The 21,152-nt window shown below is 43.7% G+C and carries 19 protein-coding genes and 1 other RNA gene; 14 read left to right on the forward strand and 6 right to left on the reverse strand.

The window, feature by feature from the left end:
* Positions 1 to 158 precede the first annotated feature (158 nt).
* Genes C7H79_RS07435 through C7H79_RS07440 form a run of 3 tightly spaced genes read right to left on the reverse strand, consistent with a single transcriptional unit; the run spans position 159 to position 1,683 of the window.
* On the reverse strand, positions 159 to 656 hold the full coding sequence (locus C7H79_RS07435; protein WP_197714608.1) for a restriction endonuclease: 498 nt from the start codon (positions 654 to 656) through the stop codon (positions 159 to 161).
* Positions 657 to 680: 24 nt separating this feature from the next.
* A complete protein-coding gene (locus C7H79_RS17895; protein WP_172592379.1) occupies positions 681 to 818 on the reverse strand; it encodes a hypothetical protein in 138 nt (45 codons plus the stop codon).
* Positions 819 to 840: 22 nt separating this feature from the next.
* The gene (locus C7H79_RS07440) at positions 841 to 1,683 is read right to left on the reverse strand and encodes a hypothetical protein (protein ID WP_106706662.1); all 843 of its coding nucleotides are present in this window, start codon (positions 1,681 to 1,683) and stop codon (positions 841 to 843) included.
* A gap of 886 nt (positions 1,684 to 2,569) precedes the next feature.
* Between C7H79_RS07440 and C7H79_RS07450 the strand changes: the two genes are divergently transcribed.
* The 5 genes from C7H79_RS07450 to C7H79_RS17650 all read left to right on the forward strand — a co-directional run bounded on the left by C7H79_RS07450 (position 2,570) and on the right by C7H79_RS17650 (position 4,492).
* Positions 2,570 to 2,782 (forward strand): hypothetical protein, encoded by a 213-nt coding sequence (locus C7H79_RS07450; protein WP_106706663.1) that lies wholly within the window; start codon positions 2,570 to 2,572, stop codon positions 2,780 to 2,782.
* 442 nt (positions 2,783 to 3,224) lie between these two features.
* Positions 3,225 to 3,464: a hypothetical protein gene (locus C7H79_RS18830; RefSeq protein ID WP_242447189.1), complete on the forward strand. Its 240-nt coding sequence runs from the start codon at positions 3,225 to 3,227 to the stop codon at positions 3,462 to 3,464.
* Positions 3,464 to 3,823 (forward strand): hypothetical protein, encoded by a 360-nt coding sequence (locus C7H79_RS18835; RefSeq protein WP_242447190.1) that lies wholly within the window; start codon positions 3,464 to 3,466, stop codon positions 3,821 to 3,823. The genes C7H79_RS18830 and C7H79_RS18835 overlap by 1 nt, the downstream gene beginning before the upstream one ends.
* A 112-nt stretch (positions 3,824 to 3,935) precedes the next feature.
* Complete coding sequence (locus tag C7H79_RS19430) at positions 3,936 to 4,052, forward strand: Arm DNA-binding domain-containing protein (RefSeq protein ID WP_374058001.1); 117 nt, start codon at positions 3,936 to 3,938, stop codon at positions 4,050 to 4,052.
* A 236-nt stretch (positions 4,053 to 4,288) separates the two neighbouring features.
* On the forward strand, positions 4,289 to 4,492 hold the full coding sequence (locus C7H79_RS17650; protein ID WP_147383570.1) for a hypothetical protein: 204 nt from the start codon (positions 4,289 to 4,291) through the stop codon (positions 4,490 to 4,492).
* Positions 4,493 to 5,242: 750 nt separating this feature from the next.
* Here the strand turns inward: C7H79_RS17650 and C7H79_RS07460 are convergent.
* Positions 5,243 to 6,067 carry an undecaprenyl-diphosphate phosphatase gene (locus tag C7H79_RS07460; RefSeq protein WP_106706664.1) on the reverse strand — a complete coding sequence of 275 codons (825 nt, stop codon included), beginning with the start codon at positions 6,065 to 6,067 and terminating at the stop codon, positions 5,243 to 5,245.
* 44 nt (positions 6,068 to 6,111) lie between these two features.
* Positions 6,112 to 8,007 (reverse strand): phosphomethylpyrimidine synthase ThiC, encoded by a 1,896-nt coding sequence (thiC, locus tag C7H79_RS07465; RefSeq protein WP_106706665.1) that lies wholly within the window; start codon positions 8,005 to 8,007, stop codon positions 6,112 to 6,114.
* A 505-nt stretch (positions 8,008 to 8,512) separates the two neighbouring features.
* On the opposite strand from thiC, the gene C7H79_RS07470 reads away from it, so the two are divergent.
* Together C7H79_RS07470 and C7H79_RS07475 are read left to right on the forward strand one after the other, a co-directional pair.
* Complete coding sequence (locus C7H79_RS07470) at positions 8,513 to 9,166, forward strand: protein-L-isoaspartate O-methyltransferase family protein (protein ID WP_106706666.1); 654 nt, start codon at positions 8,513 to 8,515, stop codon at positions 9,164 to 9,166.
* 88 nt (positions 9,167 to 9,254) lie between these two features.
* Positions 9,255 to 10,604, forward strand: a complete 1,350-nt coding sequence (locus C7H79_RS07475) for a TolC family outer membrane protein (protein ID WP_106706667.1) — start codon at positions 9,255 to 9,257, stop codon at positions 10,602 to 10,604.
* A 109-nt stretch (positions 10,605 to 10,713) separates the two neighbouring features.
* Here C7H79_RS07475 and C7H79_RS07480 read toward each other — a convergent pair whose 3' ends face one another.
* A complete protein-coding gene (locus C7H79_RS07480) occupies positions 10,714 to 14,136 on the reverse strand; it encodes a mechanosensitive ion channel domain-containing protein (protein ID WP_106706668.1) in 3,423 nt (1,140 codons plus the stop codon).
* A 245-nt stretch (positions 14,137 to 14,381) separates the two neighbouring features.
* Between C7H79_RS07480 and rnpB the strand changes: the two genes are divergently transcribed.
* The 7 genes from rnpB to dnaN all read left to right on the forward strand — a co-directional run bounded on the left by rnpB (position 14,382) and on the right by dnaN (position 21,117).
* Positions 14,382 to 14,682: RNase P RNA component class A (rnpB, locus tag C7H79_RS07485), an RNA gene on the forward strand.
* Between the two features lie 89 nt (positions 14,683 to 14,771).
* Positions 14,772 to 16,160 (forward strand): polynucleotide adenylyltransferase PcnB, encoded by a 1,389-nt coding sequence (gene pcnB, locus C7H79_RS07490; protein WP_106706669.1) that lies wholly within the window; start codon positions 14,772 to 14,774, stop codon positions 16,158 to 16,160.
* Between the two features lie 18 nt (positions 16,161 to 16,178).
* Positions 16,179 to 16,667, forward strand: a complete 489-nt coding sequence (folK, locus tag C7H79_RS07495) for a 2-amino-4-hydroxy-6-hydroxymethyldihydropteridine diphosphokinase (RefSeq protein ID WP_106706670.1) — start codon at positions 16,179 to 16,181, stop codon at positions 16,665 to 16,667.
* A 55-nt stretch (positions 16,668 to 16,722) separates the two neighbouring features.
* Positions 16,723 to 17,514: a 3-methyl-2-oxobutanoate hydroxymethyltransferase gene (panB, locus tag C7H79_RS07500; RefSeq protein WP_106706671.1), complete on the forward strand. Its 792-nt coding sequence runs from the start codon at positions 16,723 to 16,725 to the stop codon at positions 17,512 to 17,514.
* A 16-nt stretch (positions 17,515 to 17,530) separates the two neighbouring features.
* Positions 17,531 to 18,355 (forward strand): pantoate--beta-alanine ligase, encoded by an 825-nt coding sequence (gene panC / locus C7H79_RS07505; RefSeq protein WP_106706672.1) that lies wholly within the window; start codon positions 17,531 to 17,533, stop codon positions 18,353 to 18,355.
* Positions 18,356 to 18,382: 27 nt separating this feature from the next.
* Positions 18,383 to 19,813: a chromosomal replication initiator protein DnaA gene (gene dnaA, locus C7H79_RS07510; protein WP_106706673.1), complete on the forward strand. Its 1,431-nt coding sequence runs from the start codon at positions 18,383 to 18,385 to the stop codon at positions 19,811 to 19,813.
* Between the two features lie 188 nt (positions 19,814 to 20,001).
* Positions 20,002 to 21,117 carry a DNA polymerase III subunit beta gene (dnaN, locus tag C7H79_RS07515; protein ID WP_106706674.1) on the forward strand — a complete coding sequence of 372 codons (1,116 nt, stop codon included), beginning with the start codon at positions 20,002 to 20,004 and terminating at the stop codon, positions 21,115 to 21,117.
* Positions 21,118 to 21,152 lie beyond the last annotated feature (35 nt).

Genomic DNA, 21,152 nt, shown 5'->3' on the forward strand with positions numbered 1-21,152 from the left:
TTATTATACCAATTCAGGGCAAATCAGGCCGCCTCAATTAAATGTTAACGGGACAGTAGTGAACTTATCGCTACTTTAGCCAATGGCCCTTATACCTCGGCATCTCGGAAATTCAACACAACTCCAGAAGTTTTTTCCAGAATTCGCTCCCTTTCTTGCTACACGCTTGACCATTGCATACCGCATTGGGGACAACTCGGCTCTGCAGTGGTTGTAGAAGGTGTCGATTCCAGAACATTCTTTTTAGCGCGATCTACCTTATTTGAAGTCAGCCCATGCGTTTTTCCAATCATTGCCCTCAGTTCAGATCCATCAATCAGTTCAATATTCTGTCCTTTGGCAAAAGATTGTGCTTCCGAAGTAAAAATACCTGAAGTGACAACAAATCCGCCCGCGGCTCCTTTTGTAACCATCACACCAAGTAGCTCACGCACGACAGTGACCGACACCTTATAGGCGCGCCACTGCTTGCACTGAACAAGAAATATTTCATCATCTTTCTTAAGTACCCAATCAATCCCGCCATCCGCTTTTCCGCTACCTGCAAACCGAACAAGATTCTTACGTTTGCGTTGTTTGAAAAAAGATGCCAACGCACCGGATAAAAATAGCACCGGCAAAATATATTGCCCGTAATACGCAAAGGTTCTACCCATTTGGCCGGCAACCACGTGGCTGATTTATCCAGGAGCTGCCTGGATTGGCGTCTCAAGAACAGCATAAACGTAAACCGCAACAGCAAGAACGATTCCTACCCACCAAGACAATGTTGCAGTTATTTTGAATAAGTCTTCAGCAATGCCATTTCTTCTAGCCATTGTTTTCTCCATCGATTGGATGTCAATTATGATCAGGACGGATTCGATAGAATGTCCGGGATCCTCCATATGGCAATGCTTTATCCCATATTTCAAACTGGCCTGATGCAATCAATAGCTTTTTGAAGGAATGATAACCATAAGTTGCATTCATCTGAGCGACATCATTTGCCAACTGCATATGCACCAGTTTCCCTGCATATGTAAGGCAAGCCCACCTGTCAGCACGGCCAATCTGCATCGCAATGTCACAAAACAACTGTATCAACAGGCTTTGTTGAAGCCACAATAACTTGAGCTGCTGATCAAATTCATTTGAACCCATATAACTGGCTAATTCTTGCCTGGCTTGCTGCATCGTCTTGGCTACAAATTTCAAATGATCCCAGACAGGTAATATCTTTTCTCTCTGCTTATCGAGATAGTCACTGGTTTGTATCAAATTTTCAGGAGAATCGGATTGCCAATATGGCAAGAAATGATGAACCAGTCGATTGCGTTCTTCGCGCATCATTTCAAAGGCTTCAAGCTGATTTTTAGCAAAAACAGCATCAACGGCAATTTTAAATGAGGAAGATAACCACGGTTCCATCAAATCGCGTGGTCTCTGCGGCTCTTCATCGGATGAAGATAATATTTCGTCAAAATACCGCTGGATGAGTTGCCCCATCATGTCTTTCTGCATTCCGTTAATACGCTGTTCCTGTTTAAACGCTAATTCACGGACATAGCCTTGCACTTTTGAATTTCCCAGAATCATTTTCAGCAAACTTTCGATTTGCTGAAATATCAGCAAGTTTCTACCAACCTTACGGAGCACTTCATCTTTCGGGTTTGGCGGTGCAATGTTCTGTTCTCGATCCATTAAGGAATGCTCTGTTGTTAAGACATTTCATCTACAACGGCACCAATTCCTATGAAATGAGCTTGGGGCTATCCGCAGTATTCAATTAACTGGCCGAGGAACAGGTGTGCGAAATGTAATAGAATGCAGAAATTATCGAGTATCTGGAAAATCAATAGCAATAGCGATGTCAAACTTTTCGTTTTCGGTATTAAGTCAGCACGACGAACATCTCCTTCGACTGGGAATGCTTGCTAAAAAGCATTTTGCTGATGATCCAAATAACTTTTTTTAAAACTGTGCCAATTGACAGAATCGCTGGCGCAATTACAGGCGGCCCGGACGGGATTGTTCATTTCTGAAAGAATCTATATCAGGTATTGGATGATGGTTCAGATTCTGGCTCCGAGACTCTGCGCAATCTTGACCAACGATCCTGAATCCAGTGATATTCAGGAGGCGTTTCTTCAGTAACCACTAGACCCGTTGTTCACCATCCCGCTCAGCAAGTAACGCCTGGATAGCTATGGCGGGTGCCAGAGTGATCCAGTGAGATTGTTTATCGCGGTCTTTTTCCATTCTAAAAACTTCCTAAGTTAGCAATCGCACATACATTTTTGGTAGAAATAATCATGATAAGTCTCTTGCTCAAAAAGGAGGATATTATGGTAATCCGAGAGAATATCTATGAGATCGATTTTACTGATTCTAATTCATATTTTGATAACTCAGCACTTAGCTTTGAAATACCGCCCCTTGAAGTACACGCAGAAGAAGATTTTGATTCATTTGACGGTACATATCATATTGAAGATTGCTAGATATATTTAACAAAATGTAAAGAATATTTATCAAAGTCATAGAGATAAATACTACTTATTTACATTTTTTTCAGGAGTAAGCTAATATGGAAAATAAAAGAGAACTTAATGATAATGAGAAAATATTTGTAGAAAAAAATGATTACGAATCAGGCTTTCCGATGATTGGATCGATGAATTTTATGCCTTCGGGACTTCCGCAAAAGAAAAATTATTCACATAGTAATTTCTCTAAAATAAAACATATTAGCTATTCTTACGGAAAATATCAGTCTTTTATAAAATACATTCCTTCATAAGAAGCTACGATGAGGACAGGATTCAAGAAAAGGAATTCTCTTCTAAATCATATAACAAAAAAACTTCACTAATCTTTTGAAGAATGAACAACATAATTTAACCCGCTTCGTTGGGTTTTTATTTCTAGCAAAGACTATTGCACCCCCTGTCAGCACGATAACCGACTAAAACAGTGACAAGCAAAAGCCAGTTGGAGCAAGAGATGCAGATGAGTTTTGGAACACTGGAATTGGCACAGCGATTGTGACGAGACAGTGTACTGATGAAGATTGATGTCCTGATTGACTGGGAGGAGTTAGGTTCGAAGCTTACAGGTTTATACAAACGCGAGTTATCGCAGGGTGCGAGGACAGGAACCGTTTGATAGGTTGATGATGTTCAAAGCGATCCTACTGGGACAGTGACATAGTTTATCGGATGCTGCGTTGGAGCAAGCACTGTATGTTCGGATTGATGATCAAGGGCGCGACGGGAGCGGTAATTGATGCCACGCTGGTTGAGTCAGCGGCACGCCGCAAAAAGGCTATCCTGCTTGAGGTGGATGCCGAAGGTAAGGCTGTTCAATTTGGAGATGGCAGCCAACCGAAAGTCATCTGTATTGAAGAACAAATCGTGAATTTGGTTGCGACCTGGCTAAAAAAGGCAAGAAGTCACAATTTGGCTAACGCATTTATCGGGTAGTGGACGCACAAGACGGCTATGTGCGCGGGGTTCACACTGCCCCTGTTAACCAGAGCGAAATGCTCCATTTCGAAGCAGCTTTCGAGGGTGCGCACATCGAGGTAAATCGGGTATATGCCGACAAAGGATCAGTCAGCAACGCCAATCGGCAGTTTCTAAGAAAGCACAAAATCAAGAGCGCAATCATGCATCGCGCGTACAAGAACAAACCCGCTCTCGGCACGGCAAAAGTCAACGCCCAAGTTATGCAGAAAAGCATCTGCATGAATCTAAAAAAGCAGCCAACAAAATTTTCGTGGACAAGCCACCAAGGGGAGTCGTCCGTCCAAATGCTGCATAAGGGGAAAAACTCCCTTTAAAAAGAGAATAAACTTCACTTTTTGTCAAGATGACACGCATAACAAAAGTTATTTAGATATTTCTCCCATTATCACAGCAAATTCACGCAGTTGTGCAGAGGTCTTTCTAATAATTCAACCTTCCGGCGCGAAATGGTGGCGATATCGTTATCGATTCAATGGCACGGCAAAAATGCTCTCCATGCGAGTTTATCCTGAAGCGAAATTGAAAGAAGCACGCAGACTTTAAAGAGCTATTAGCACAAGATACTGACCCCTCACAACATCGTAAAGAAAAAACTCAAAGCAACTGCGGCTAAAAATAGCTTTGAATTGATGGCGAGAGTGCGGTGGGCTTATTGGAAATCAAGCAACACTGAACGGCACGTAGACTATACGATAGGCAATTAGAAGCAGATATTTTTCCAATTATTGAGAATAAGCCTATTGCTGACTTAACGGCACCTGCTCTTATTATGGTGATAGATGATTGAATTACTTAGCGCGTTAGATATTGCCAAACGTACATTAACTGTTTGTGGGCAGATATTCCGCTTTGCAATAGTAGGCCATGGACTAGCCGAACGCAACCCAGCAACAGATATCAAGCCCTTCTATGTAGTAAAGGCTACCAGGAAAAATGCTCATTTATTAAGCATAAACCGCCCTTTTTCGCCTGTTTTTGCCTAGTATCAGTTGCCTCGAAAACGTTTATCAACGACCTGTTAGCAAAAATTAGACGATTGCTTTTCGGGTTATTGCCCTATTTGTCGTAGAGTTTCTTCTACTATCCACAATTTCTGTGGATAACTTTGTGCATAACATCTTAACTTGGCAAGCTAACTTATAATTTTCTAAGGGTTTTACTTAGATTGATTAATAAATTAACACTTTCATTAAATGACATTTATCATATAGTTACAAGATATTTATTAGCTTGATATGAAGTTATTTATAGTAGCCACTGCATCTTGTAAGAATTGTGGATGATTGAGAATGTCAAGAAAAATATGGAATCTATTTTTTCATAAAATTTTTCCAGATAGTGTCTGTGCTGTATTTTCACGAAACTGAGCAACAAGATGTTAGCCAGTCTTCTAGCTAGTTATTAGTATGGTTCTTACAACTTCAACCGACTACCTATTTTTGTAGGAAATTTATTATTGGAAAGTATAGTTGCTCATATTATAAAAGTAGAACATTTATTCTCTTTAACTTAATCATCGCGATCGTGGCCTCGGTCTTTAAGATTAAAATTCGAAATTCCTTAAGCCACCACTTTTTCCAAGTACATCAGAAAACACAGTATTTCGCCGCAAGCAACGAGTTGCTGTGTTTCGGAAAATTACGCATATTATACGAATCCAGAGCATATTAACTACGCTACCCTCGTCGATATACTTGATCCATTGGAATAACGTACACAAACTATAAAGACGATTACATCTCTGACCAACCGATCACGCCAGTATACGCCGTAACCAGGATGACCATACCAAACACAATGCGATACCATGCAAAAATGGTAAAATCATGATTACTGATGAAACGTATTAGCCCGCGAATCGCCACTAAGGCACTGAAGAATGCTCCCAAAAAGCCGACCGCAAACATGCTCATATCATCCAATTCCAGAATTGCGCGATTTTTATATACATCATAAAAAGTGGCGGCAAACATGATTGGAATTGCAAGAAAAAAAGAAAATTCGGCGGCAGCTTTGCGCGATAGGCCAAAAAGCAAACCGCCAATGATCGTCGCTCCTGAGCGCGATGTCCCGGGAATGAGTGCCAAGCATTGCGCAATTCCAACTTTCAGCGCGTGCTTCCAATCCATGTCATCAACTTGCTCCACATCAATAACATGATCCCGGCGCTCTGCCCATAAAATCACAATGCCACCGATGACCAGCGCTGTAGCCACTGATACAGGATTAAACAAATATTGCTTGATAACATCAATAAACAGCAAGCCCACAACGGCTGCAGGCATGAATGCAATGAACAGGTTCAACATAAACCGATTGGCTGTAGCGTCTGAACCTATGCCCATAACAATATCCGTTATTTTCCCACGATATTCCCAGCACACGGCCAAGATAGCGCCCAGTTGTATCGCAATGGTAAAGACCTTGCTCTTTTCATCGTTAAAGTCTAGTAAGTCGCCGAACAAAATCAAATGTCCGGTGGAAGAAATCGGCAGAAATTCAGTCAATCCTTCTACAACGCCAAGGATCAGCGCTTTAAATAATAAAATCAAATCCATTGGCGTGTATATGTACTTTTATCAATCTGACAACGGCGCTCTGATTACAATTTATTGTAAATCTCTGCACCTTTTTCCTTAAATTCGGCTGACTTTTGTTCCATCCCCAGCTTTAAAGCCTGTTCTTCGGCTACGCCCTGGCTTGCAGCATAATCGCGAACGTCCTGAGTAATCTTCATGGAACAAAAATGTGGGCCGCACATCGAGCAGAAATGCGCCACTTTTGCTCCATCCTGCGGTAAGGTTTCATCATGAAATTGCTGTGCTTTATCGGGATCAAGACTTAGATTGAACTGGTCTTCCCAGCGGAATTCAAAACGTGCTTTGGACAATGCATTATCGCGGATTTGCGCGCCAGGATGCCCTTTAGCCAAATCAGCAGCATGAGCGGCGATTTTGTAGGTGATGATGCCGTCTTTAACGTCATCTTTATCCGGCAGACCTAGATGCTCTTTCGGCGTCACGTAGCACAACATCGCCGTGCCATACCAACCAATCATCGCCGCGCCAATCGCGGAGGTGATATGATCATATCCTGGAGCGATATCGGTCGTCAGCGGCCCCAGCGTATAAAAAGGTGCTTCATCGCAATGCTTCAGCTGCAACTCCATATTTTCCTTTATCAAATGCATCGGCACATGACCAGGCCCTTCGATCATGGTTTGCACATCATGCTTCCAGGCAATCTTCGTCAATTCCCCCAAAGTTCTCAATTCCGCAAACTGCGCTTCGTCGTTGGCGTCATAGATCGAGCCTGGACGAAGCCCATCACCCAAGGAGAAGCTAACGTCATACGCTTTCATAATCTCGCAAATTTCTTCAAAATGCGTGTACAAGAAACTTTCCTCATGATGCGCCAAACACCATTTCGCCATGATCGAGCCGCCACGCGATACGATCCCGGTCATACGCTTCGCCGTCATCGGTACATACGCAAGGCGCACACCGGCATGAATGGTAAAGTAATCGACACCTTGCTCAGCCTGCTCAATCAACGTGTCACGAAAAATTTCCCAAGTCAGTTCCTCGGCTTTGCCGTCGACTTTTTCCAATGCCTGATAGATGGGCACCGTGCCAATGGGCACCGGACTGTTGCGGATGATCCACTCGCGCGTTTCATGAATATTTTTTCCGGTGGATAAATCCATCACCGTGTCACCTCCCCAGCGGATCGCCCAGGTCATTTTTTCCACTTCTTCCTGGATGCTTGAACCCAGTGCGGAATTGCCGATATTGGCGTTGATTTTCACTAGAAAATTACGTCCGATAATCATTGGTTCTGATTCGGGGTGATTGATATTCGCTGGAATAATGGCGCGTCCTCGCGCCACTTCTGCGCGTACAAATTCTGCTGTAATCATTTTTGGCAATGATGCGCCAAAATCCTGTCCCGTATGCTGGCGTGTCAGCAATTCATGATTTTGCGCATTGAATGCTTCGACGCGTTGATTCTCGCGAATGGCGATATACTCCATTTCAGGTGTGATGATGCCGCGGCGTGCGTAATGCATTTGCGTGACATTTAAGCCTGTCTTCGCGCAGCGCGGTTTCCGTTGCAAGTTAAAACGCATATCCGCCAGTTTGGGATCCTGCAAGCGTGCTTGACTGTAAGCGGAATTATGACCAGCTAGAATTTCGGTATCATCGCGCTCGTCAATCCATTTTTCACGCATGGCTGGCAATCCGGAACGGATATCGATTTTTACCGCAGGATCGGAATAGGGGCCGGAGGTATCATAAACCCAGATGGGCGGATTTTTTTCTCCACCCGCGCTGGTAGTCGTGTCACTCTGGCGGATTTCCCTCATCGGCACTTGAATATCGGGACGCGCGCCTTGCACATAAATTTTACGCGAATTCGGAAGCGGTTTTACCGCGGCTTCATCGACTTGGGCTGTTGCGTTAGAAAAGTTTTTTTGGTTTAAAACTGTAATGCTCATATAAATTGCTCCTTAGTAATGCCATAAAGAGCGGGAGGATAAATCCCAGCTTCCCTACGGCGGCATTATCCGCGTCAGGTATTAAGGGACTCTCTCACCAATTGAGCACCTTTAAAAATCCAAACTTCGTTACAATAACGTCGTTTCGTTACTAGCAAAAAATGTTTTCTCATATATCAGCTATATGCGACGACAACATTTTTTACTTGCGCCTAGCAGACTATTGAAAAACGTTATCGAAGCAATCGCTGCAAGACAAAAATAGGCAAAAACGCAGTTTACGCGTAATAAATGAATATTTTGAGTCTGTTTTTAACACCGCAGCAGCAATGCAGTTAGTTTTTCAATAATCTGCTAGTCTTATTTAATATTTTGGATTTTTAAAGGTACCCAAATCTTTCAGATCACTCAATTCTGAAAACGGACCCCTAGCTGATGCTGTGAAGCTAATGGAAATGTGAAATAATTGCAAGTCATAATGTCAATTTAGGAATATGGAATAGAAATGGATCTTGAGCAAACCCGGTTTAATATGGTTGCACAGCAAATTCGCACTTGGTATGTATTGGATGATGCTGTGCTTGATTTGTTGTACAAAATAAAACGTGAAGAATTCGTGCCCGCGGAAAATCTTGCGATGGCTTTTGTCGATATGGAAATTCCGCTGGGGTATGGGCAAGTCATGCTGACTCCAAAAATGGAAGCACGCATACTGCAAGAACTACACATCCAGAAAATCGACAAAATACTCGAAGTTGGCAGTGGCAGCGGCTACATGACGGCACTCCTGGCTGACAGAGGCGCACATGTTTACAGCGTCGAAATCATTCCCGAACTGAAAGCACTGGCGGAAAACAACCTTAAGACGCATGCAATTACCAACGTTACCCTCGAACTAGGTGATGCAGCGCGCGGTTGGCCCAAGTATGAGCCATATGATGTAATTGTGTTAACCGCATCCACACCAGTTTTACCGGAAGCTTTTAAAAACAGCTTGAATCCGGGCGGACGGTTATTTGCCATTGTCGGTGAAGATCCGGTCATGGAAGCCTTGTTGATTACTTGTGTGGCGCCCGGTGAATTCACCACCACCACATTGTTTGAAACCAGTACGGTTCCATTTGTCAATGCACAGCAGCCATCAAGGTTTACCTTTTGAGTATTAAAGTAATTACATCTGCTATCAGACACAACGGACTACTCATTGCTGAATCTTCATTTGCTCCGGATCTGTATCGGAAAAAACCATGAAATATCTGCAATTTGTTTTCGCTATTCTGATCGGTGCTGTATCGGTTTCCATGCTGCAAGCGGCAGATTTGATGAATATTTATCAAGAAGCTTTAACGCAGGATGCACAATATCGATCAGCCCGGGCAGGCTATCAGGCTACGCAGGAAAAATTGGTACAGGGCAGAGCCGGCTTTTTACCTACCATCACGCTAGCAGGAACGCGTACTGTTCAAGAGGTGGATGCAGGCAGCATATTCAGTACTACGACTAACTCTAACATCAACCCGGCACCCGTCATCATTCAAAGTCGTGGCGTGACTATATCAGCGACGCAACCGCTGTTCCGAATGGAAAATATAGTTATCTATCAGCAGTCAAAAACTGAAGTCAGTAGAGCCGATGCACAATTCATTGTAGCCGGGCAAGATTTGATTTTGCGCGTCGCTCAAGCTTATTTTGATGTACTGGATACGCAAATTGATGTGGAAGTGGCGGAAGCGCAAAAAACAGCCATCCTGAAACAACTCGAACAAGCCAAACGCAATTTTGAAGTCGGCATATCCACCATCGTTGATACCAATGAGGCTCAAGCACGCTACGATCTCACCACATCACAAGAGATCGCTGCACGCAACGCGCTGGAAATCCGCAAACGCACATTACAGGGCATCATCGACCGTTTTCCTGAGAATTTAGTCAGTGCAAAAGAAATTGCATCGGACTTGAGCAAATTAACCTACGCCACCATGGATGAATGGGTTCATGCCGCCGAAGAAAAAAACTTTGCTTTAAAAATTCAGCAAGCCGCCTATGAAATAGCCAGCCAGGAAGTAAAGAGAATTTGGTCGCAGCATTACCCAACTGTCGATCTGGTTGCACAATACAGTGACCAAACCGGTGTCGGTGGTGCAATTACCGGTCGCGGTATCGATCTCATTTCAAAATCCATTGGCGTCCAGCTTAACGTACCTCTGTTTCAGGGGTTTTCTGTACAATCCCGTGTGCGGGAAGCACTAGCGAACCAGAATCGAGCGTTACATGATCTGGAAACCGTCCGACGCAATACCGCCCTACAAGCCCGCCAGCAATTTCTGAATGTTACCAATGGCATTGCACAGGTTAAAGCGCTCAAGCAAGCTTTGATTTCCAGCCAAAGTCAACTGGATTCAACTGTGCTTGGACAAGAAGTCGGCGTCAGAACCGAGGTCGATGTGCTTAATGCACAACAACAAATGTATTCTGCTAAACGTGATCTTGCCAAGGCATATCACAGCTATCTAATGTCAAGGTTACGCCTGAGCGCAGAAGCCGGCGAACTGGATGAAGATACACTAATACAAATTAACGCGATGCTAATCAAGTGACCGGTATCCATCGGATAATGGCAAGATGCTTCATAACTCGCTGACAGTAATCACCATTGAGCGGAATGATCCAGGTAGAGATTTACTGCATGTTTCTTGCTCATGCTTCTCACCCGTTATACACCGACTCATCCGACTTCGATTCTTCCTTCTTAATGGCAACAGGCGTTTGGGTACGAATCAATTCAGAAGGTAGATCACGCACATGCAAATCGAGCTGGGGAAAGGCAATCTCAATATTGTGTTCAGCAAATAACGTAGTGATTCGTGTGTTGAGTGCATCCTGAACTTCTAGCCGATGACTTATGCTGTTAACAAATACACGCAGCTCAAAATCAAGTGAGCTTGCACCAAAAGCAACAAACCAGCATGTTGATTCCGGCTCCGCCAGCACACGCTCATCTTCTCTGGCAATCTGTAACAGCAATTCGCGTACTTTTTTAACATCAGCCCCATAAGCAACTCCTACCTGGATGACAACACGGGTGGTCGCATCGGTCAATGTCCAGTTGATGAGTTGACCGGTAATAAAGGTCTTATTGGGAATCACGACTTCCTTATTATCGAAATCAAGTACAGTGGTTGCGCGAGTGCGAATACGAGTAACTCGCCCGGAAAATCCGTCGACCGTGATCACATCGCCAACCCGGAATGGGCGCTCAAATAGCAGAATGATACCGGATACAAAATTGGCAAAAATTTCCTGCAGGCCAAAACCAAGCCCAACCGTCAAAGCCGCAGCCATCCACTGCAGTTGCGACCAGCGCAAACCGAGATAACTCAATCCCACTATGGTTCCACCAATTACAATCGCGTAGCGCAATACGCTGGTGATGGCGTAACGTGAAGCTGCATCGATGCGGATATGTGACAACAGGCTGATTTCGATCAATCCCGGCAGATTTCTGGCACCCACCGTAGTCATCACCAAAGTAAAGATACCTAACAATACCGCTATCAAAGTGACTGATTGCTGGAACGTAGCGCCATCGGCGCCCACTTCACTGACATGCCATAACGCAATCTCATCCAGGCGAGTAATCGCCGGCAATATGCCAGCCCACACCCAGGTCAGTCCCAGTATGAGTAGAGTTAAACGCAGTGCTCGTAACAAGCGACGTGTTTGTGTGTTGACTTGCTCCAGAGTAATGTTTTCTTCCGGTTCCGGCATCGCCTCGCCGGATTCTTCAGCAGCTTGTGCTGCTGCTGAGCGACGTTCATCCAATCGATGCAGTGCCAGACGTCGCTCTCCGAGCAAAAACCAGCGTGCAAGAAGCCCCACTCCAATCGCAACCATCACAATCACACTAAAACTGGCCAGCAGTGCCTGCAATATCATACCCGCCGTATAAACATAACCAGTCAAGGCTAATATTGCAATGGTCAAAAGTAATATTGGAAGCAGCATGCGCAATAACTTGCGTAAAGTAGATGGTTCGCTGATTACGCCTCGAACAACCCAAAGTCGTCCAACATCCAGAAGACGCCAGAGAGCCCACGCAAGTACCACGCAACTCAGCACGATGGCCATCCGTGCTTGCACATCAATCGCCAGGTCAAGCTGACGAATAAATGCCAACGAACCAATAAAGTATAATGGTAGCACCACAATTGCAATTCTCGGCAATGCTTGACGCAATGCCTCACGACGTTGCCGGGTCCAGCGAAAATGTGCATGGCCAAGGCCCTGCTCCATGCTAGTCCAATAAAGTAATTGCACTATCAGCAACGGCAACGCCAACAACATACAGGCTTGGCCCATAGAATGGCTGAAGCGCTCTGGATTACCAACATTCTGCAGCAATTGCCCTAACAGAATTAACATCACAGGACCAGGCAAAATAACCAGCAGGGTCCATCCCAATGTTTTAAGCGTAGAGCGGTAACTGTCTCGGCGAATCCGGCTGATATCAGCAGCCAGAGCTTCGATACGAGCTGGCGCACGGCGCCGAAATTCCAGCAAGATCAACACAAGCAGCAAACTACCTAGCCAAGGAAGCGGCTGACGATCAAAGTTACGCAAGCTTAGCTCCATTATGGTGATGAAGCGCGATGGTTTGATCAGATCATATACCCCTTCTGGTAATCGCTGTAGCCAGTCACTATTGATAACACCATGACTAGGAATCCACAGCAAATGGCGATCCAGCATCTGCTGCAACTCCCAGATATCCTGGATTTGCTCCTGCAGAGTTCTCTCACTCTTTTCCAGCGCAGAAATACGGCGCTGAAGCAAAGGTTCTAACAGTGCCAACAGCTCGATACGCTTACGCAACAAAGGAAATAACAGGTTCTGCGCCGATACATCCACATGCTCATCGTCATCCGCTCCCGGACGTGCTTTAATCAACTCTTTTACGACAGCGTCAATATCCAGCAATCTTCGTTGCTGTTCGCTTAGCATTACTCGCTCTAACCGCAAATCGGCCAGATCATTACGGATCATTTTCAAGTGCAGCTCAAGACGAACCGGTGATTCCAACTGCCGTCGTTCGCTCCACAGCCAGCGACCAACACGTTCACTAGTCCCACCAATATCAAGACGGGTTCGGCTGTCACTCAAGGCTACTGCAATGTGCTCGCGAGTTTGCTCGATACTGGCCAAATCGATACGATCCCGCGCCAAATTTTCGTTTTGCTGAATAAGTTCCTTACCAATTGCAAGATTCGCGGTAGCGGCATCTAACGCTACAGCGTTACCGCCTGTCAGTTCTTGCTCACGCTTAACCAGTTGCTCAATCAGCGATTCCAGTTCATATCGACCGCGACTGGTAATGCGCTGCTGCAGATGTTCTACGCGTTCTTCATGCAAATCTAACCGATAACGCAGTTCACGCAACGTCAGCTCATGCAGACGCTGTCGCTGCATAGCAGTTTCCTGTTCGGCAAGGCGTAAGTCCTGTGTGGCTTGTAATCGATGTTGTTCGCTGAGACGGGATAAGCGTCTTGCTTCAAATAATGCAGCGGGTTCATCTTTTTGAGCAACGATGGGAACTGATAATTCCTCGATGCGACGACGCAGTGTGGCTATTTCATCAGCCGCTTGAGCCGGACGTGATAATATTAGAGCCAAATCTGTGCCAGCGGCACTGATCTGCGCGCGCAGATCAGTGATAATAGTTTGTTCCTGCTCCAAAATCTGTTCGAGTGTTTCTCCATCAGCATCGACCGGAAGACGCTTGGACCATTCGAGCAGCTCATGCTCGTGACTTGTTGCCAAAGCTTTATTTAATCGTTCCATCCGTGCCGGCTGATCTGCAGTCTCAGCCTGTAATGTTGCCAAGCGCTCTCCCAACACGTTTGCTTCGAGCTCATCAGTTCGTGCCGTATCAAGCTGGTTAATCGCTGCTTGCCGCTGTGTTTCCTCCAGTTTGCTACGATCAACAACCGCGCGCGCGCTATCTATGGCTTTAATAGTCGATGATGGTGTTTTTGAGTAAGCGCTGCTGGACAACAAAACCAGCAATACTAGCGTGCTACTTAGAATAATAAAAAAAAATAGCTTCAAGCTGGGCAAGAATTTTAATTGCATAGATGTAAACGGTCGTGTTAAAAGGTACGTGATCAAAAGAAACTAATTTTCTGATGGAACATGAACACATGCTCTGCAGTATATACCGGACCAATGCATAAGGATTACAAAGGACTGGTTTTTAAATACCCCATTTTTAATCCAAATGTCAAAACTCTAATCTGGTATTTTTGAAGGTAAGCGCACAATCTTTGATCGATTATTTCTCCAACCGATCATTTTTGCATGATGATAGAATAGTCGGCGAAGCTGATCAGACAGTCGCCGCTTAGTGTTCTTCATGAACACAGGGGGAGGAAAGTCCGGGCTCCACAGAGCAGGATGTCGGCTAACGGCCGTCCACCGTGAGGTGAGGAACAGGGCCACAGAGACGAGCGTATTCAGTTACGGTGAAACGCGGTAACCTCCATCCGGAGCAAGACCAAATAGGCAGGCAATGATGCGGCTCGCGGAGCCTGCGGGTAGGTTGCTTGAGTGTACAGGTAACTGTGCAACTAGAGGAATGACTGTCCACGACAGAACCCGGCTTATCGATCAGCTTCATTTATTTTATAAGCTCATTATGATCATATACATCATACAAAACGATTATTCGTTAACTTAATAATTTGCACCGAATACTTTCAATCATCGCAATGATCCGTAAATTTCTCAGCAAGGTATTCAATCGCCAAGCACCTGTTTCCAAATCGCTTTCAAAGTTAAGCATAATTCCCAGCAAATCTCATGGAATTCGGCGTAGTCAGATTGCTCCATGTGTATTAAAAATTGCCCTCAACTTGCAGCAGGCCGGATTTTCCGCTTACCTCGTCGGCGGTGCGGTTCGCGATTTGTTATTAGGATTGATCCCGAAAGATTTCGATGTTGCAACCAATGCAACACCAGAAGAAGTTCATAAGATTTTTCGTCGCTCGCGCATTATTGGACGACGCTTTCGCTTGGTACATGTAATGTGCGGCGCGGAAACCGTGGAAGTCTCTACTTTTCGAGGACCGTCACCGGATGATGAAGATGATCCGGCATCGATTCAGCAAATCGACCAACATGGTCGCTTGTTACATGACAATGTTTTCGGTAATCAGGAAGAAGACGCCAAGCGGCGTGATTTCACGGTCAACGCGTTATTTTATGATCCCGCCAAAGAAGAAATCCTGGATTACCTGAACGGCTACGAAGACCTTAAAGCAAAAAAAATGCGTATTATCGGCGATCCTGTACAACGCTTCCGGGAAGATCCGGTGCGTTTATTGCGGGCGGTTCGCTTGGCAGCAAAACTGGATATGCAAATCGAAACAGAAACTGCCAAGCCGATTGGCGATCTGGCTCCTTTACTGCAAAATGTTCCAGCGTCTCGCCTCTTCGATGAAATGTTGAAATTGCTACTGTCAGGGCATGCGTTGTCTTGTGTCGTCGAACTGCGTGCACGAGGCTTGCATCATGGCCTTTTGCCCATGCTCGATGTAATTCTTGAACAGCCCATGGGCGAGCGTTTTATTACCCTTGCGCTGCAAAACACTGATGAACGAGTCAGACAAAATAAGCCGGTTTCACCTGGATTCCTCTTTGCAATATTATTATGGCATGAAGTGTTGTCATACTGGAACTCACTTCAAACAACTGGAGAAAAACCTTTGCCTGCTTTATTCAAAGCAATGGATCACATTCTTTCGCTTCAACATAAAAAACTTGCGATTCCCCGTCGCTTTGATGCCGTGATACAAGAAATATGGGCAATGCAACCGCGATTTGAAGCGCGTGTCGGGCGAAAGCCCTTCCGCTTGCTTGCCCATCCACGTTTCCGTGCCGCCTTCGATTTTATGCTTTTGCGCTGTGAAAGCGGTGAACTCAATACGGAATACGGAGACTGGTGGAAAGCATTTCTATCCGCAGATAATGCAGCACGGGAAAAAATGCTGCCCATGCAAGCAGCCGCTAAAAAGGGGCGAAGAAAACGCGGCCGCAAGAAGTCTTCGTCCAGCTCTAATACAGATTCCGAATATCCGATCGACAGCCCAAGCATTTGAATGGCAAATTTCAAGTAAATGAAAACAAGTCAAGCCTTTATCGCTTTAGGTAGTAATCTTAAAAAACCGATTTTCCAAGTACAACGTGCCTTTGATGAATTGGAGCAACTTCCAGGCACGCAAATATTAAAACGATCATCGCTGTATCGAAGCGCTCCGGTTGGACGATTGGATCAGCCTGATTTTATCAATGCAGTGGCACAGATTAAAACTGAGCTTGCACCAAAAGATTTATTGGTTGCATTATTAGCCATTGAGCTCAAGCAAGGGCGCGTGCGTGAATCCTTAAATGCACCGCGGACTCTGGATCTCGATATATTGCTGTATGATACACTGCAATATCAGGATGCCGGACTGATCATACCGCATCCGCGTATGATCCAACGCTCTTTTGTATTGCAGCCCTTGATGGAAATTGCTCCAGATTGTCAGATTCCAGGATATGGCGATATTGCGCCGTTACTTTTTGCGTGCCAAGAACAAAGATTATTAAAAATCGAAGGATAAATTATTTTGCTCTGAACCGTATTTTTCACGAGACCTATTGCCCTTACATTAAAGCATGAGAACCTCAATCACTGCACTGCAAAAATTGGTAGAAAACAATCAGAAAATCAGCGTTCTGACCTGTTACGATGCAACTTTCGCAACCCTCTTGGAAAATGCAGGCATTGATGTGCTGCTGGTCGGCGATTCATTGGGAAATGTTTTACAAGGTGAAAAAACCACGCTATCAGTTACGCTTGATAACATGATTTATCATACTCGCTGCGTTGCACGGGGTACTGACAAGGTGCTCATTATCACCGATATGCCTTTTGGCAGTTATCAAATCTCTCCAGAACAAGCTTTTGAGAATGCTTGCAAAATTCTTGCTGCTGGCGCGCAAATGGTGAAAATTGAAGGCGGGCACATCATGGCTGACACCATTCAGTTTTTAACTCGACGCGGCATACCCATTTGCGCGCATATTGGCTTAACACCGCAATCGATCCATCAACTGGGTGGATACAAATTACAAGGTAATTCAGAAAAATCAGCCAAGATACTATTAGATGACGCAAAAATTTTAGAAAGGTCCGGTGCAAGCATCCTGGTAATGGAACTTATACCAGCTACACTGGCTAAAAAGATTACGCAATCGCTTTCCATTCCTACTATCGGTATTGGAGCTGGCAATAGCTGTTCCGGACAAGTTTTGGTATTGCACGATATGCTGGGCTTATCTCAAGGAAAGAAACCGCGATTTGTCAAAAATTTTATGGCAGATGCTCAAAGCATTCAGGAAGCGGTGACAAATTATGCCGATGAAGTTAAAGCTGGATTGTTTCCTGGAAATGAACATGAATTTTAATTAACATGCATATCGCGTGAAAATAATTACCGATATCTCAGAGTTACGTGAGAACCTCAGCCAAGAGCAAAAAATCGCTTTTGTTCCTACGATGGGAAATTTACACTCAGGACATCTTGCGCTGATCGATCAAGCCAATCAATTAGCAGATTGCGTAATTGTCAGTATCTTTGTCAACCGGTTGCAATTCCTTCCTCATGAAGATTTCAACCGATATCCTCGAACATTCGAAGAAGATTGTAATGCACTGTCAGCACAAAATGTCAAGATAGTTTTCGCGCCAGATGAAAAAATTCTTTTTCCAACACCACAAGAATTCTTGTTAGCATTACCACCTGTAGCAGATATCTTGGAAGGAAAGTTTCGGCCAGGATTTTTTCGTGGTGTTGCAACGATCGTATTGAAATTATTCAATATTATTCAACCTGAATTCGCCATATTTGGAAAAAAGGATTATCAGCAGTTGCATATAGTGCGTAAAATGGTACAACAATTAAATTTACCTGTTGAAATTATTGCTAATGAAACTGTTCGTGCAGCGGATGGTTTAGCATTGAGTTCGCGCAATCAATATTTAGATGAAGCACAACGTTCTGAAGCTTGCAGGCTTTACCAAACGCTTTTGCGAATCAAACAAAAAATTAATTCTGGTAGTAAGAACTTTCAAACATTGCAGGAAAGTGCTATCTCCAATCTGGAGCAACACGGCTGGAAAGTTGACTACATCAGCATTCATCAACGCAGCACACTTTTATTTGCGCAGGCATCTGATCAAGATTTAGTCGTATTAGGCGCAGCTTGGCTTAATAACACACGATTGATCGATAACCTAGAAATCTAACGTCAGATCTTTTGTAACGAGTATTGCATGATGAGTGCTTTTCCAAACCAGACAAATAAAGAACAAAAAATGATGCAATCACTGAAACTGAACACTTTTTGGTTATCCTGTCTTGATCATTTTCAAAAAGAACTTAATGCGCAACAATTTAACACATGGATTAAACCACTAGAAATTGATCTTGTATTAAATAGCGATAACAAAGTAGTGCTGATTGCACCCAATCGCTTTGTCTCGCAGTGGGTCGCAGATAATTTTATTACACATATCGAAGGTATGGCGAAGACCTACTTTGATAAGAATATCCAATTCCATCTAAAACTTGCTGAACAAACAGAAGTTAAAAATAATACGTCGAAACAAGTACTAGAATCCTCATCTAATTTTAATGAAGTCAAGCCAGGATCTAAAACTGTTTCCCATCCTGCCAAAAAGAATCTTAGTGGATTGAACCCAAACTTCACCTTTGATAACTTTGTAACCGGGAAAGCAAACCAATTGGCGCGAGCAGGAGCCATTCAGGTGGCAGAATCACCAGGGATTGCCTATAACCCACTATTTATCTATGGCGGTGTAGGTCTTGGCAAAACACATTTGATTCAAGCCATCGGCAACTACGTACATAAAAACAACAAAAGTGCAAAAATTCGTTATGTGCATGCAGAAAAATATGTCTCCGATGTTGTCAGTGCTTATCAGCATAAAGCGTTTGATAAATTTAAACTTTACTACCATTCGTTAGACTTGTTGCTGGTCGATGACGTACAATTTTTTGGCGGTAAAAATCGTACGCAGGAAGAGTTTTTCTATGCGTTTAACGCCCTAATTGAAACGCATAAACAAGTCATCATTACCTGCGACAGTTACCCCAAAGAAATTACCGGACTTGAAGAGCGTCTGGTTTCGCGCTTTGGCTGGGGATTAACCGTTGCGGTAGAACCCCCTGAACTGGAAATGCGTGTTGCAATCCTTTTAAAAAAAGCACAACAGGAGAAAATCCGGCTGGATGAAAATGTCGCTTTTTTTATCGCCAAACATATCCGATCAAATGTGCGCGAGCTGGAAGGTGCATTGAAGCGGGTACAGGCTTTTTCACGTTTTGTCAATCAGGACATAACTCTTGATCTGGCAAAAGAGGCATTAAAAGATTTACTCGCGGTACAAAGTCGTCAGATTTCAATTGAAAATATTCAGAAAACTGTCGCTGATTACTACAAAATCAAAGTTTCCGAAATGTACTCAAAAAAGCGTTCGCGCGTTGTTGCGCGACCAAGACAAATGGCAATGGCTATTGCCAAAGAGCTTACTTCACTGAGCCTACCAGACATTGGCGAAGCTTTTGGCGGAAGAGACCATACTACCGTATTACATGGCTACCGAAAGATTAACGAATTGCGTATTTCTGATCCCATTGTAAGCCGAGACTTTAACGCTTTGATTCTCATTTTAAGAGGTTGATAACTATTTAACAAATTGTGGATAACCATTAAAAAAAATAATGCGCTAATTTTATCCACAATCTATCCAAATTCTATACCGTACTCATACAAACAAAATTATCATTATATGACGCTGAAATTTAAAATAAATTTTAAACTATACAGAATTATTAAAGACATTATCTAACTATTACTATATTCATATAAATGCTTTTAATTAAAACCAATCGAGATACACTTCTAAAACCACTACAAACTGTTACCGGTATTGTAGAGCGTCGACAGACATTACCGATCCTATCAAATGTACTGATTGAACAAAATCACGAAAATACCTCCTTTTTGACCTCTGATCTGGAAATGCAAATTAAAACGGTGGTTATTGGAGATCTTTCTTCCCAACAGGGTTTTGCTTTAACAGTATCTGCAAAAAAGCTTCAGGATATTTTGCGTTCCCTTTCATCCGATACAGAAGTAACGTTAACCAGGAAAAGTGATCATTTACAGGTTAATTCAGGTAAAAGCGCATTTAGCCTGCAAATCCTCCCTGCGGAAGATTTTCCCCAAGTAACCGAAGAGACAGAATCTGGCAGCACTATTACACTCAAGCAAAAAGAATTAAAAGATCTTTTGCATTTTGTTCAGTTTGCCGTAGCTCAGCAGGATATTCGCTATTATTTGAACGGACTTTTGTTATTGGTAGACGGTAAGCAACTAATCAGTGTGGGCACTGATGGTCATCGTCTTGCTTATATCTCAACGGATTTGGATAAAATACAGAATAAGCAGGAAGTTATCCTGCCACGCAAAGCGGTCTATGAGCTATCCAAATTGCTTGATGACAGTGAGGATCCGGTAAAAATAGAATACTTCCAGAATAAGGTCAGATTTTCTTTCTCGAATATAATCCTGATATCAAAAGTAATCGACGGAAAGTTTCCTGATTACAATCGAGTTATTCCAACAAGAAACAACAAGTTGTTTGATATTAACCGCTTAATTTTTCTGCATGCTCTACAGCGGGTTTCTATTCTATCCAATCAAAGCGATAAGTTTCGTGGCGTGCGTCTAATTGTCGATGAAAATAATCTACGCATTATCTGCAAGAATAATGAACAGGAAGAAGCCGAAGAGCAACTAGAGATCAATTATCATGATGATCCTGTCGACATCAGTCTGAATATTACCTATTTGATGGATTTATTAAATAATGTCACGAGCGAGTCCGTACAATGCGCGTTTGAAAACGCCAACAACAGTGTTTTAATGACAATACCGGGAAATGAAATATTCAAATATATTGTAATGCCGATGAGAATTTAACAATAACTGTGTCAGAATCTACAAAAACAGCTACC

Origin of the sequence: Nitrosomonas supralitoralis, from assembly GCF_003011925.2 — a bacterium.
Classification (GTDB): Bacteria; Pseudomonadota; Gammaproteobacteria; order Burkholderiales; family Nitrosomonadaceae; genus Nitrosomonas; species Nitrosomonas supralitoralis.

Coding starts and splice junctions, on each gene's coding strand:
- panB (WP_106706671.1), top strand. CDS start 16,723: ATGAGAACCTCAATCACTGCACTGCAAAAATTGGTAGAAAACAATCAG.
- C7H79_RS07480 (WP_106706668.1), bottom strand. CDS start 14,136: ATGCAATTAAAATTCTTGCCCAGCTTGAAGCTATTTTTTTTTATTATT.
- thiC (WP_106706665.1), bottom strand. CDS start 8,007: ATGAGCATTACAGTTTTAAACCAAAAAAACTTTTCTAACGCAACAGCC.
- dnaA (WP_106706673.1), top strand. CDS start 18,383: ATGATGAGTGCTTTTCCAAACCAGACAAATAAAGAACAAAAAATGATG.
- C7H79_RS18830 (WP_242447189.1), top strand. CDS start 3,225: ATGTTCGGATTGATGATCAAGGGCGCGACGGGAGCGGTAATTGATGCC.
- dnaN (WP_106706674.1), top strand. CDS start 20,002: ATGCTTTTAATTAAAACCAATCGAGATACACTTCTAAAACCACTACAA.
- C7H79_RS07450 (WP_106706663.1), top strand. CDS start 2,570: ATGGAAAATAAAAGAGAACTTAATGATAATGAGAAAATATTTGTAGAA.
- C7H79_RS07435 (WP_197714608.1), bottom strand. CDS start 656: ATGGGTAGAACCTTTGCGTATTACGGGCAATATATTTTGCCGGTGCTA.
- C7H79_RS07470 (WP_106706666.1), top strand. CDS start 8,513: ATGGATCTTGAGCAAACCCGGTTTAATATGGTTGCACAGCAAATTCGC.
- C7H79_RS17650 (WP_147383570.1), top strand. CDS start 4,289: ATGATTGAATTACTTAGCGCGTTAGATATTGCCAAACGTACATTAACT.
- C7H79_RS07475 (WP_106706667.1), top strand. CDS start 9,255: ATGAAATATCTGCAATTTGTTTTCGCTATTCTGATCGGTGCTGTATCG.
- pcnB (WP_106706669.1), top strand. CDS start 14,772: ATGATCCGTAAATTTCTCAGCAAGGTATTCAATCGCCAAGCACCTGTT.
- C7H79_RS07440 (WP_106706662.1), bottom strand. CDS start 1,683: ATGGATCGAGAACAGAACATTGCACCGCCAAACCCGAAAGATGAAGTG.
- folK (WP_106706670.1), top strand. CDS start 16,179: ATGAAAACAAGTCAAGCCTTTATCGCTTTAGGTAGTAATCTTAAAAAA.
- C7H79_RS07460 (WP_106706664.1), bottom strand. CDS start 6,067: ATGGATTTGATTTTATTATTTAAAGCGCTGATCCTTGGCGTTGTAGAA.
- C7H79_RS17895 (WP_172592379.1), bottom strand. CDS start 818: ATGGCTAGAAGAAATGGCATTGCTGAAGACTTATTCAAAATAACTGCA.